Genomic DNA, 12,513 nt, shown 5'->3' on the forward strand with positions numbered 1-12,513 from the left:
ACGCCAGGAACGTGGCGCCGCCCGTCTTCGCCAGCACCTTGGTGATGGCGGCCGTCAGCGACGTCTTGCCGTGGTCCACGTGTCCGATCGTGCCGATGTTCACGTGGGGCTTGTTACGCTCGAACTTCTCCTTGGCCATGACACTCCTCAAAAATAAATGGAGCCCTGAACCAGGATTGAACTGGTGACCTCATCCTTACCAAGGATGCGCTCTGCCAACTGAGCTATCAGGGCTTGGCGATGCTGTGACTACAACATTTGGAGCGGGAAATGGGATTCGAACCCACGACATTCAGCTTGGAAGGCTGACGCTCTACCAACTGAGCTATTCCCGCAATTGCCGAGTGGAGGGAGATGGATTCGAACCATCGAAGGCGTAGAGCCGGCAGATTTACAGTCTGCTCCCTTTGGCCGCTTGGGTATCCCTCCAGATATTCACTTGTCCTACCACATCCCGGGCCCTCATCCGCGGCCCCGTCCAACCTGGCCGGCGGCGGGATTTGAACCCGCGACCTACTGATTACAAATCAGTTGCTCTACCAGCTGAGCTACACCGGCACTCATCCGGTACTGCGACTGCCGCCCTACCCCGCCCCAGCGACTCCGTCAACCACCCGTCACCGCCCTGAGAGGGGCGCCCTTCTAGAATTCCCGTTCGCCCAAGTCAAGGAGATTGATCCCAAACTTCAGCTACCGGCCGGAGACGGTGCCCCGCTGGCGGGCGACCTCGTATAGCAGAATGCCGGCCGAAACGGATGCATTCAATGAACCGACCTGTCCCGCCATCGGAATCCGGAGGCGGAAGTCGCAGTGCTTGAGCACCCCGTCCCGGACGCCTGCCCCCTCTGCCCCCACGACGAGCGCCAACGGCCCATCCAGCCGGGCACTCCACATGGGCTCCTTCGCGTCCACGTCAGCCGCGGCGACCCACAGGCCGGCTTCCTTCAGTTCCTCCAGGGCCCGGGAGATGTTCACCACCCGCGCGATGCGGCTGTGCTCCACGGCCCCGGCGGACGCCTTGGCCACGGTGCCCGTCACCTGCACCGCCCGGTCCTTGGCAATCACCACGCCGTGGGCCCCCAGCGCGTCCGCGGAGCGGATGATGGCGCCCAGGTTGTGCGGGTCCTGGATTCCGTCCAGCACGACCACCAGGGGAGGCTGTCCCAGTGCCTTCGCGGCCTCCAGGAGGTCCTCCAGCTCCGCGTACTTGAAGCCGCGCAGTTCGACCACCACGCCCTGGTGAACGCCGCCCTCCGCCAGCGTGCCCAGGCGCTCGCGCGTCACCTTCTCCACGCGAATGCCGAACTCGCGAGCCCGGCTGAGCAGCTCTCCCGCCGCTCGAGCGCCGAGCTGCCCCTCCACCAGGAACAAGCGCTCCACCTCGTCCGGCCGGGCCCGAAGGGCCGCCAGGACTGGATTCACCCCGTAGACGAAACGGGAGGCTTCGCCGCCTCCGCGCTCGCCCCGGCTGGCGCGCTGGGGGACTTCTTCGCTTGCGCGCTCACCACCACGGCCGCCCTTGGAAGAACGCTCACGCATGGGAACTCAGAGGACCTCGACAGGAAGGGAGAAGGTCTTCTGCTGACGTGCGCAGATCTTCTCCGTGCAGATGAAGAAGACGAGCTTCGCATCCACGGAGCCCTTGCCCGCGGCGGCCGTCGTGAAGGGGACCTCGAAGCGAGGGTCCGCGAAGGCTTGCCCCTCGGCCTTCTTCGCCACGGAGTCCGCCAGGACCAGCTTCTCCTTGGCCGGAGTCAACTGGCTCCCCTTCACCTCAAGCTTCAACGGCGCCTCGTCGGAGACATGGGCACCCGCCTTCGTCTTGATGGCGAGGACGAAGGTCCCCTTCTCTCCCGCCTTGACCTGGGTCGAAGTCCCCTCGGTGGAGACCTCATACAACGAGGCCGGATCCACGTCCGCGGCGAGTACGGGCGCGGAGCAGGTCACTGCCGCCAGCAGGGCGGCGAGGGAGGAAAGGCGTTGGCGACGAAGCATGGGCGTCTCCTGGAAACGATGGGTGCGTATCACGCTTGAGACAGCGGGGGCCGTCTTTCTCTTCACACGCCGCCTTCGCCGGTCCGAGCGCGGCGTCCCGTGCCCTTCCGGTCCATGGGGAGTTGGGCAGGCGCAGATGACGCGGGCAGGGCCGACGGAGGCGACAGGTCCGGCATGGACACGGGCGGCTCCCCCGCCACGAGCGCTTCCGCACGGGTGATGATGAGCGAGGCCAGGTCCACGCCCGTCACCGCCTCCATTTCAGGAAGCGCGGGGGAACTGTTCACCTCGAAGACCTTGGGTTGGCCCTGCACGTCGAGCAGGTCCACCGCCGCCACTTCGAGCCCGATGAGCCGGGTGGCCTTCTCCGCGGTGGCTCGCTGGGCGGGTGACAGTTCGTGCGCCTCCAGCCGAGCCCCCTTGATGAGGGTGTGCGCCAGGCGCCCGGGGCGAGGGCGGCGACGAACCGCGGCCACTGCGCGCCCCCCTACGACGAGCACACGGACGTCGATGCCCGTGCTCTTCACGTACTCCTGCATCACAAGATTGTGCCCCAGCCCCAGGACAGCCTCGAGCGCGGCCTCCAGCGACTGGAGGCTCTCGCACACCATGACGCCGTGCTTCTCCTGCCCTTGCAGCAGTTTGACGAGGACGGGCACGCCGCCCAGCAAGCCCACCATCTCCTTGAGGTGAGCCGCGTCGCGCGCCATCACCGTCGACGGAATGTCGATGCCGTGCGCCGAGAGCAGTTGCAGCGAGCGCATCTTGTTGCGCGACTGCGCGATGGCCTGCGCGTGGTTGACGAGCGAGACCCGCGCCAGGCCGAACTGATTCACCACGGCCAGGCCATAGTTGCTGATGGACTGGGCGATGCGAGGAAGTACGACGTCCGTGGGCGCCAGCTTCTTGCGGCCGTAGTAGAGCGTGGCGCTGCGCCCATCGAGGTGCATCTGCACGCGGAGCGGGTTGAGGACCTGCACCCGGTGCCCTCTTGCGCGCGCCACCTCGACAAGTCGCCGAGTGGACGGGATGGAAGCGGAGCGCGAGAGAATCGTGGCTTTCATGAGCGGGGCGGCCGTTCCAGGGAGAGAGGGACCTATAATCCCCGCCCCTCTCCGGGTAAAGCCGCCCCGCGAACCGCTGGACTACCGCTGACGAATGGCCCGCAATTCAATCTTCACGGGCGCCTCCGGGGTGGAGGCGAGGATGCGCTCGCAGATCTGCCCCGTGAAGAGCACACCGTCGTCATTCAGCGTCCACGTGCTGTCGCTCGATGGAGTCCGCTCGCCTTCCACGTAGACCACGAGCAGCTTGGGGTCGGTCGGGCGCTGGGGACCATCCAGCCGAATCAGGCAAGGCTCCGGGATCTTGACCGCCAGACTGATGTCCTCAAGCGCGCGAGCAAGCTCCCCCTGGTTTCCAGCCTGAAAGAAAGAACGGTTGCACTGACCTGTCGTCGGGTTGCACGTATCTCCCTCGCCACATGGGCGCTCCGCGCTACACGTCCGCCTGAAACCGCCCGCCCGCGCCATGGCCTCCAGCACCGCTGGGCCCTCGCCTGACGCGGTCTCAGCACCGAAGCCAATCACGATGGTCGAAATCTGCTTCTGCTTCAGCGCCTGCACCGCGACTACGGAGGCATCGGCGTCCAAGCACCCACGCGTCAAGTAAGAGCTAAAACAGCCGTTGTTATCAATGGTGCACTTACAGAGTTCGGGATTGGCGCCGGTGTTGACGTTAGCCTGGTTGCAGTTCGGAAGACCGTCCGTCAGCAAGATGACGAAATTCTCCCGCCCTGGATCCTGAAGACCAGGCAGTCCACTCACGAAATTCAGACTGCCGCTCGTCGGCGTACCACCGAGCGGTCTCCCCTCGCCACTATTGGGGATGCCCTGCAGGAGGTCGTTGATTTCACTGGCATGCGCCAGAAGGGACGCATCGTCCTCCTGCTCTGGCAGCCCCTTCAACAGCGTGCTCTGGGATGCCTCACGGCACGAGTCGACAGCCCCGGTTCCTCCGCGCGTCTCCGGGTAGGTCGTCAGCGCGAAGCGCACGAACTGCCCACTGGACTCAAGAAACTGCGGAACGGCTGCCTGCAACTCCGTCCAGCGCGTAGGGCAGACGTCGACACTACACGGTACCTCGCGGCCGCAAAGAGTCCGGGAACCTTGGTGGTCCACCATGCAGGCTGGATTCGAAGGATCCACGGGGTCCGTCATCGATGCAGAGGTATCCACCAACAGCATGATGTTGGGCTTGCTCCGACGGGCGTCGATGACCTCCTCCACCGTCGTCTGCGCGATGGCCAGCGGCTCCACCGGCTCGAAGTCGTACGTCTGACAGGCCAGGACGAAAGCACCGACGGAGAGTGCACTCAGGAGGGGCAGCTTGGAGCGCATAGGCAATGAATTCCTTCTGCTACTGGGGGATGCGGGACTTCCCGCGCGGCCGGGTTCTCCAAAGGGGGTACGGCGTGGCGACAGGTTATCGCGTCATTCCCGTCGGGCGCTACAGCGTCGGCCGACTGATTCCTCGCCGTTTGGATGCCACTGCGACGTTACAGCCAGAGCGATACCTGAGCGGCCAAGTGCGGCATACGTAGGGCCCAAGCCCACCGACTAGAGGGTGAGCACCCGTGCCCCCGCGGTCAGTCGCCAAATCGAGGCCATCCCCATCACTTCATCCAGGGTGCCCTCCAGCGACTCTGGCTCGTAGCCGCAGATGCGGACCGTGGTGTCGCAGGCGATCAACCTGGCGCCCAGCGTGCGCGCTTCCGCCAGCATGTGCGGCGGCGCCAACACCCCGAGTGACTCCGCGCGTGCGAACTCCTCGTGCTCGCGCGCGCTCGACGGCTGGCCGTAGGCGCCACCCACGAGCTGGCGCAGCGCATCGAACGCGAAGACGAAGTACACCTCGTCGCCCATGGCGGCAGCGGTGATTCCCATGGTGGCGGCCTGGAAGGCCGGCTCGTACGTGGCGTGCTGAAGGAAGAAGAGGACCCGTCCGGCCATGACGCGCCGACCATAACGGGCTTCGCATCCCGTCGCGGCACCAATGACGTATAAATTGCAAACGTCCCTCTTCTGTCCGGGAAGCCCTCATGGCGACCACCCTCCCCCCACGTCCTGGCGCCGTTTCCTCGCGGTCCCTCCGCCATCTCGCCTGGCGCCCCGTGGTGCTCGGGGGCTTCTTGCTCGCGGGGTCCGGTGGACTGGCCCGTATGAGTGCTTCCGCCAGTTCGGAGCCTGCGCTCGTCACCAACGCGCCTTCGCCTGGCGCCGACGTCCATGCCCAGGTGGTCGCACTTCTCGATGCGACAACGCGGACTGGCACCCCATCAGATGACGCATGGAAGCGCCTGGGGCCGAGAGCGGCGCCTGTCCTGTCGGCGCTCGTCGTGGACAAGGGCACCCCTACCGCGCGGCGGACGCTCGCCGTGTCGTCCCTGGCACTGGTGGATCCATCAGGCGGCGCCGTGACCATCCGCGACGTGCTCGAGGACGCGAAGGCCCCGGCCGTGGTGCGTGCGAGCGCAGCGGACGCCCTGCGCCAGTGCCTGGGGCTGGACGCCATCCCCACGCTCATCTCCCGGCTGCAGGACCCGGAATCACAGGTCCGGGAAGCCGTGGCCGTGGCGCTCGGGCGCCTGGGCGGGCAGCAGGCCCGGCAGGCGCTGGAGGACCGACTCCCTATCGAGGAGCGCGCCCTCGTCCGCGAGGCACTCCAGCGTGGACTCACGCTCGTCGAGCCCTGAGGGGGGCACGGTCCGCCTGACTCCGGGCTCGCGTCGGCCCGGGGCTTCCATTAGATGGGAGCCATGCGTCCCACCGTCCTCCTCTTCGATATCGATGGAACCCTGGTCACCACTGGCGGCGCGGGGCGCCGCTCCATGGAAGCCGCTTTCGAGAAGCTGCACGGGCGGCGGGACGCGTGCGACTCGTTCCCCATGTCCGGCATGACCGACCGGGCCATCGTCCGCAAGGCGATGCACATCATCGGCGTGGAGGACTCGGCCGCGGCCATCGACGCGGTCATCGACGCCTACGTCGCCCACCTCGCCGAAGAGGTCCACAAGGTGGATGACCAGCGATACCTCGTCTTCCCGGGCATGCGCGAGGCCGTGATGGAGGCCCGGTCGCGGTCCGGGTTCGCCGTGGGACTGGGCACGGGCAACGTCCGCGAGGGCGCCCGCGTGAAGCTGGAGCGCGTGAGCATCTACGACCAGTTCGACTTCGGCGGATTCGGCTGCGACAACGAGGACCGCACCGAGCTGATTCGCTGCGGCGCCAAGGCCGGCGCCGCGAAGCTGGGCCTCCCCGTGGAGGAATGCCGAGTCGTCGTCATCGGCGATACGCCCAAGGACGTCCATGCGGCCCAGGGCGTCGGCGCCGAGTGCATCGGCGTGGGGACCGGGACCTTCTCTGTGCAGGCCCTCCTCGACGCCGGGGCCACGGTCGCTTTTCCTGACTTCTCGCACCCCCAGGCCCTGGAGACTCTGCTCGGCGGGCGCTGAGTCCCCTGCCCGCCCGCTCGGTGCTCGGCGCCGGGTGTGCTATCTCCCGCCGCCCTTCCGAGGAGCCGCCGCATGTCGTCCACGCTCGAATCGTACGAGCTCATCCGCTTCGCCGAAGCCTTCGAGGCCCGCCTCGCCACGGCGGGGGAAATGCTCACCGGCAGGCCCGGCCTCGACGCCGAAAAAGGTTGGCTGACCACCGCGCTGGAACTGGTGCGCACCGCGCGCGCGCCCACCGATGGCGTGCTCGACCGCGTGAAGGACCTCCCCGAACTGGAAGAGGCTCGCGAGGAGTATGCGTTCCACCAGCAGGGCCTGTGGGTGGACGTGCTGGAGAAGCTGCACGCCGGCATCACCTTCACCGCCAGCAGCCGCGCGCCCGTCATCGAAGCGCTCTTCCCCCACCTGAAGTTCCCGCAACTCCGGCGAGCCCCCCGCGAAGCCGTCCTCGAGTACGCGACGTCCTACGAGCGCCGCACGAAGAGCGCCTATGTGACGCGCATCTTCGCCCGGGATGACTTCGCGCTCGTGCGGCCCGTCATGGAGCAGGTGCTGACCGCCCATACCGCTTGGCGCTCCAGCCATGAGCCGTCGCCCCTGACGCTGGAACAGGAGACCCTCCTTCGTGAGGAACTGGTGTCGCTCGGCCGGAAGCTCGAGCAGTCCCTTCGACAAGCGCGACTGCTGGCCGAAGCCGCGCTCGTGCCCGCCCCCACCGTCTATGAGGCCGCCGGGCTGAACCTCAAGCCCAAGCGCCGCGCGGGACGGGGGCTGACGCTCTCCGACGACGCGCTGGCTGGCTTCGATGAGCCGACCGACTCCATGGAGCCCACCGAGGCGGAACTCGCCGAGGTCGCGGCACTGGATGCAGGGGGCGACATCGCAAGCCCTGCTGCCGTGGCACCTTCGGCCGCTCGCGGCGACACGGCGGCCGAGGGCGGCGACGCGTCCGCCAGCGCAGGCGGCCCGGAGGTGCTCCAGGACTCTGGCGCAGAACGCTCGGACCACGGTGGCGACTCGGGCCCGGTGGGCGGCGCCGAACCGAAAGATGGGGGTTTGTCCTCCACGACCGAGACCGGCGTGGCCTCAGCGAGCACTGCTGCTGAGTCGCACGATGGCGCTGTCGCCCAGCCGGAAGCAGTTGCTGAGGGCGCGGAGCTCGCGGACAAGGCCGCCGTGGAAAATGCGGCCCGGGCCAACGGGGGCGATGCGTCCCCTCATGCCACGGATGGAGCGGTGACGAACGACAGCCGACCCGCGAATTCCGACGAGGCCGCCGCGCAAGCCCGCAATGTGGAATCCTCTACCGCGCCACGCGGCGCGCGACGGGGTCGCAAGAAGGCCGAGCCAGCAGAGCCTGCCGCGACCGAGGCTACCGAACCTCCGGCCTCGGGTGAGGCACAGGCGCCTCGCATCCGAAAAAAGAAGGCTTCCTCTCAGGCCGCACCACCGACTCCCGACGCGGACACGCCTTAAAGGACACCGGGCCATGGCGGACGTCTCGCTTCCCATCGATCCCCTGTTGCCGGACATCGTCTCCACGCTGCGTGGCGCGCGGTCGCTCGTCCTGGAAGCGCCTCCTGGAGCGGGCAAGACGACGCGCGTGCCTCGCGCGCTCCTGGAGGCCGGGCTCGGTCAGGGGAAGGAAATCATCGTCCTCCAGCCACGCCGGCTTCCCACGCGGCTCGCCGCCCAGCGCGTGTCCGAGGAGCTGGGCGAGCGCGTGGGCGAGTCCGTGGGCTACCAGGTCCGCTTCGAGGACGTGCGCAGCGCGAAGACGCGGCTGTCCTTCGTCACCGAAGGCGTCCTCGGCCGCCGGTTGCTCTCCGACCCGAAGCTTCGCGACGTGGGCATCGTCGTGCTCGACGAGTTCCACGAGCGGCACCTGTCCGCGGACACCTCCCTGGCCCTGCTGCGGCGCCTCCAGGAGACGGCGCGCCCCGACCTCAAGGTCGTCGTCATGTCCGCGACGCTGGAGGCGGAGCCCATCCGGGCGTACCTCGGCGGGTGTCCCTCGCTCCGCTCCGAGGGCCGCCGCTTCGACGTGAGCGTGGAGTACCTGCCCGCGCCCGATGACCGACACCTGGACCAGCAGGTGCTCTCCGGCATCAAGCGGCTCTTCACCCAAGGCGTGGATGGCGACGTGCTCGTCTTCCTCCCCGGCGCCGGCGAAATCCGCCGCGCACGCGACGCATGCGCCGAGTTCGCCGAACGCCACGGCACCGACGTGCTCCCCCTCCACGGCGACCTGTCCCCCGCCGAGCAGGACCGCGCCGTGCGGCGCAGCTCGCGGCGGAAGATCATCCTCTCCACCAACGTCGCGGAGACGTCCGTCACCATCGACGGCGTGGCGGTGGTCATCGACTCCGGGCTCGCGCGCGTCGCCTCCCACTCCCCCTGGTCCGGCCTGCCCACCCTCAAGCTGTCCAAGGTCAGCCGCGCCTCCGCCATCCAGCGCGCGGGCCGCGCGGGCCGCACGCGCGCGGGCCACTGCCTGCGCCTCTACACCCAGCACGACTTCGACGGCCGCCCGGAGCAGGACGCCCCGGAGATTCGCCGCACGGACCTGGCCGAAACCGTCCTCGCCCTGCGCGCGTCCGGCATCACCGACCTGGCCGCCTTCCCCTTCTTCGAGCCGCCCCCGGCCGCGTCCCTGGACGCCGCGGAGACGCTGCTCCGCCGACTGGGCGCGGTCGACTCCGCCGGCACCGTCACGGAGGTGGGCGAACGGCTCCTGCGCTTCCCCGTCCACCCCCGTCAGGCGCGCATCATCGTCGAGGGTGAGCGCCGGGGCGTGGGCGCCGAAGCCGCCGTGCTCGCCGCACTCATGGGGGAACGCGACATCCGCCGCGAGGCCCGCGCCAACCTGGGCCAGGGAGGACGTCCGGCCGCCGTCGTCAGCGGGCCGTCCGACCTGCTGGAGCTGTTCGAGCGCTTCCGTGAAGCCGAGCGCGCGAACTTCGCGTCGGGCCGCATGCACGCCCTCTCCCTGGAGGCCGGCGCCGTGCAGTCCGTGGACCGGGTCCAGAAGCAGCTGCGGCGCGCGGTGCGTGGACAGGGCACCCGGCCCCAGCGGCCCGAGGACGTGGAGCAAGCGCTGATGCTCAGCGTGCTCGCCGGGTACCCCGACCGCGTCGCCCGGCGGCGCCGGCCCCGTGCGCCCGAGCTGCTGATGTTCGGAGGAGGGACGGCCACGCTGTCAGACGTGAGCGTGGTCCAGGACGCCGACCTCATGGTGGCCGCAGACGCCGAAGAACGCCCTGGCAAGGGCGCTGTGGTGCGGATCGCCAGCGCCGTGGAGCCGGAGTGGCTGCTCGACCTCTACCCGGACACGCTGGAGGAGGTGGACACCCTTCAGTGGAACGCCGAGGCCCGCCGTGTGGAGCGGCTCACCCGCCTGTCCTACGGCAACCTCGTCCTGGAGGAGACCCGCACGCCCGCGCCCGCCTCGGAGGCCACCGCGCGCGTGCTCGTGGAAGCCGCGCTGGCCGCGGGGCCTGGCAGGTTCGCGGACCCGGAGGCACTGGAGCAGTGGCGCACCCGCGTGGCCCTGCTGGCCGGGGCCTTCCCCGAGGCGAAGTTCCCCACCGTCGACGATACCTTCCTGCGCGATGCGCTGGCGTCGCTCTGCTCGGACGCGCGCAGCTTCAAGGACCTGGAAGGGGTGTCCCTGCTGGACGCGCTCTACGCACGCCTCACCTCCGAGCAGCAGCGGCTGCTGGCCACGCATGCGCCGGAACGGGTGACGCTGCCCGGAGGCCGCGGCGTCAAGGTCCACTACGAGCCGGGCAAGCCGCCCTGGGTCGAGTCGCGACTCCAGGACTTCTTCGGTATGGCGCAGGGGCCCAACGTCTGCGCGGGGCGCGTCCCATTGGTGCTGCACCTGCTGGCGCCGAACATGCGCGCGGTCCAGGTGACGACCGACCTCGCGGGCTTCTGGGAGCGGCACTACCCCGCCATCCGCAAGGAGCTGTGCCGCAAGTACCCCCGGCACTCGTGGCCCGAGGATCCGCGGCATGCCCAGCCGCCTGCCCCCCGGCCACCGCGCCGTTGAGGCCACCTCAGAAGCGCTTGTGCATCTCCAGGTGCTCCATGCCGGCTTCCTCGAAGACGCCGCCGACCGGCAGGTAGCCGTGCTTCTTGTAGAACTCCAGCGCGTAGAGCTGGGCGTGCAGCATGATGCCGTTGACGCCACGCCGACGCGCCTCTTCCTCGAGGGACGTCAGCAGCATGGAGCCCACGCGCGCCTTGCGGTGCGCCTGGAGGACGGCCATGCGGCCAATCTGACCCCACGTGCCTTCCTGGTTGGCCGGAGGCTGCGCCAACATCACCAGGCGCCCCGTGCCGATGGCGTGGCCGCCCTGGTTGGCGATGACGTGGTAGGCGTGCGCGTCCTCGGCGTCGCGCTCGATGCCTTCGGGAACCGCCTGTTCCTCGATGAACACCACCTCGCGGATGGCGAGCGCCTGCATGAGCTCCGCCTCACTCTGAATCTGAGTGATGGTGACGGGCGCGGAAGTATCCGTGGGAGAGGCCATGTCGCGGGCAAGGTACACAAAAGCCCGCGAGGTCAACAGGCGGAAAAAGCACCGTGGAACGCCGGGGTTGCGCCCCGTGCCCCGCCTGCCTGCCGCCACGGGCGGGCCACACGGTGGGTCCGTGCGCCGTGGTAGGCTGCAAGGCGCCATGCGCTTCAACCGACTGCTCGCACTCGCCCTGGCCCTGTCGGCCATGCCCGCCACCGCCCAGCCAGAGCTGTTCTTCGGCAATGGTCAGGCCCCCGTCTTCCGCGAGGAGGACCTGGACAAGCGCTTCGCCCGGTCGAAGCTGAACCAGGGGCTCAAGCAGGGGACACAGGATGCCGGCTGCGCCCAGGTGCTCGGGGCCATGCTGACGCTGATGGGTGAAACCGGTGTGCTGCTGCACAAGCGTGATGAGAACTTCATGCTGGACCCGGTGCTGGTCAACGCCCTCAACACCCAGCTCGTCAACCAGCGGTTTCCTGGCAACGCCTTCCTCGTCGCCATGGTGCGGCGCGTGCTCATCGACCGGAAACTGCCCCAGGAGTGGCTGGTGACGGCGCAAGCCCTGGCGCCCTACTACCCGGCCATCGACATGGGGCGGCTTCGCTTCCTCGCCAATGGCGTGCAGCCGCTGGACAGCTTCCTGGTCACCCTGCCCGCCCTGCGCGAGCGCTACGCCCAGGAAGTCCAGCGCGCCACGTCCGTGGGCGCATCCACCGCCGAGGCCCTCTTCCGCGAGAACTACCTGGACCACGAGGTCGCCTTCGGCGCGCTGGAGCTGGTGGACGTCAAGCTCGAGAAGCCGAAGAAGAAGCGCCTGAAGAAGGACGAGGAGCCTGAGGCCCCCTACATGCTGGCCCGGCTCTTGTGGGTGGAGCCCGAGGCGCCGACAACGGAGCGCTTCGAGTTCAACTTCGGCAAGGCGCCCAAGCGCCCGCGCGTGGAGATCACCGCGAAGCTGCAGGACACGCAGTACACGGACCTCAACAAGCTGCTCAAGGGCTCTCGCGTCCTCGTGCGGGGCCGCTTCTGGGAGTACAAGAAGGGCCTGACGTCCATCGAGCTGCGCGACGCGCTGCTCTTCCCCGAGCGGGACTGGACGAAGACACCCTCCCTGGCAGACCCGGCCGCCGTGGCCTCGTGCCCCCTGGCCGTCAACGACCTGACCGGACTTGCGCCCATGCAGCCCGGCGCCTTCGGCAAGCAACGCTGACGCGCATCCCACGCCTGGACGCCCGTCCACCCGGCGGTACCGCTTTCCCGGGGACGGGCCGAGGCGCTTCTCCATCCGAGGGCTGGCACGCCCCCTGCTCCGCTCCCCGCGCCCACCGCACGAGGGATGCCATGAAGGTCGACAGTCGCGAGCCCATCAGCGGCTCCGGACAGACGAAGTCATCCGCCGACGCAGAGCGCTTCAAGAAGGCGCTCGACGAAGCAGACGCACGCCCCCCCCCATCCACCCCCCAACGCGTGGGACTGAGC

The 12,513-nt window shown here is 68.7% G+C and carries 12 protein-coding genes and 4 tRNA genes; 5 read left to right on the forward strand and 11 right to left on the reverse strand.

Features of this window, described 5'->3' with window-relative positions:
- The 10 genes from HNV26_RS34690 to HNV26_RS34735 form a co-directional block, all read right to left on the reverse strand.
- On the reverse strand, nt 1-139 hold a 139-nt coding region (locus HNV26_RS34690), incomplete at its 3' end, for a GTP-binding protein (RefSeq protein ID WP_228556459.1).
- 19 nt (nt 140-158) lie between these two features.
- A tRNA-Thr gene (locus tag HNV26_RS34695) sits at nt 159-234 on the reverse strand.
- Between the two features lie 25 nt (nt 235-259).
- A tRNA-Gly gene (locus tag HNV26_RS34700) sits at nt 260-335 on the reverse strand.
- A 10-nt stretch (nt 336-345) separates the two neighbouring features.
- Nucleotides 346-429, reverse strand: a tRNA-Tyr gene (locus HNV26_RS34705).
- A 56-nt stretch (nt 430-485) separates the two neighbouring features.
- Nucleotides 486-558, reverse strand: a tRNA-Thr gene (locus HNV26_RS34710).
- A gap of 132 nt (nt 559-690) precedes the next feature.
- Complete coding sequence (rlmB, locus tag HNV26_RS34715) at nt 691-1,539, reverse strand: 23S rRNA (guanosine(2251)-2'-O)-methyltransferase RlmB (protein WP_011553118.1); 849 nt, start codon at nt 1,537-1,539, stop codon at nt 691-693.
- 6 nt (nt 1,540-1,545) lie between these two features.
- Entirely contained in the window at nt 1,546-1,995 is a 450-nt protein-coding gene (locus HNV26_RS34720) for a hypothetical protein (RefSeq protein WP_026114215.1), read from the reverse strand.
- A 62-nt stretch (nt 1,996-2,057) separates the two neighbouring features.
- Nucleotides 2,058-3,059 (reverse strand): ATP-grasp domain-containing protein, encoded by a 1,002-nt coding sequence (locus tag HNV26_RS34725; RefSeq protein WP_171442264.1) that lies wholly within the window; start codon nt 3,057-3,059, stop codon nt 2,058-2,060.
- Between the two features lie 81 nt (nt 3,060-3,140).
- Nucleotides 3,141-4,394, reverse strand: a complete 1,254-nt coding sequence (cglB, locus tag HNV26_RS34730; RefSeq protein ID WP_171442263.1) for an adventurous gliding motility lipoprotein CglB — start codon at nt 4,392-4,394, stop codon at nt 3,141-3,143.
- A gap of 219 nt (nt 4,395-4,613) precedes the next feature.
- Nucleotides 4,614-5,006 (reverse strand): DsrE family protein, encoded by a 393-nt coding sequence (locus HNV26_RS34735; RefSeq protein ID WP_011553114.1) that lies wholly within the window; start codon nt 5,004-5,006, stop codon nt 4,614-4,616.
- A gap of 209 nt (nt 5,007-5,215) precedes the next feature.
- Between HNV26_RS34735 and HNV26_RS34740 the strand changes: the two genes are divergently transcribed.
- The 4 genes from HNV26_RS34740 (at nt 5,216) to hrpB (ending at nt 10,562) form a co-directional block, all read left to right on the forward strand.
- A complete protein-coding gene (locus tag HNV26_RS34740) occupies nt 5,216-5,749 on the forward strand; it encodes a HEAT repeat domain-containing protein (RefSeq protein WP_253817331.1) in 534 nt (177 codons plus the stop codon).
- Between the two features lie 54 nt (nt 5,750-5,803).
- A complete protein-coding gene (locus tag HNV26_RS34745) occupies nt 5,804-6,508 on the forward strand; it encodes an HAD family hydrolase (protein ID WP_171442261.1) in 705 nt (234 codons plus the stop codon).
- A gap of 72 nt (nt 6,509-6,580) precedes the next feature.
- Nucleotides 6,581-7,984 carry a hypothetical protein gene (locus HNV26_RS34750; protein ID WP_216613018.1) on the forward strand — a complete coding sequence of 468 codons (1,404 nt, stop codon included), beginning with the start codon at nt 6,581-6,583 and terminating at the stop codon, nt 7,982-7,984.
- 13 nt (nt 7,985-7,997) lie between these two features.
- Nucleotides 7,998-10,562, forward strand: a complete 2,565-nt coding sequence (gene hrpB, locus HNV26_RS34755) for an ATP-dependent helicase HrpB (protein ID WP_171442259.1) — start codon at nt 7,998-8,000, stop codon at nt 10,560-10,562.
- A gap of 7 nt (nt 10,563-10,569) precedes the next feature.
- On the opposite strand, the gene HNV26_RS34760 is transcribed toward hrpB, so the two are convergent.
- A complete protein-coding gene (locus tag HNV26_RS34760; protein ID WP_090492980.1) occupies nt 10,570-11,046 on the reverse strand; it encodes a GNAT family N-acetyltransferase in 477 nt (158 codons plus the stop codon).
- A gap of 148 nt (nt 11,047-11,194) precedes the next feature.
- On the opposite strand from HNV26_RS34760, the gene HNV26_RS34765 reads away from it, so the two are divergent.
- Nucleotides 11,195-12,244, forward strand: coding sequence for a hypothetical protein (locus HNV26_RS34765; protein ID WP_171442258.1), 1,050 nt, complete (start codon nt 11,195-11,197; stop codon nt 12,242-12,244).
- Nucleotides 12,245-12,513 lie beyond the last annotated feature (269 nt).

The organism is Myxococcus xanthus, assembly GCF_013116825.1.
Classification (GTDB): Bacteria; Myxococcota; Myxococcia; order Myxococcales; family Myxococcaceae; genus Myxococcus; species Myxococcus xanthus_B.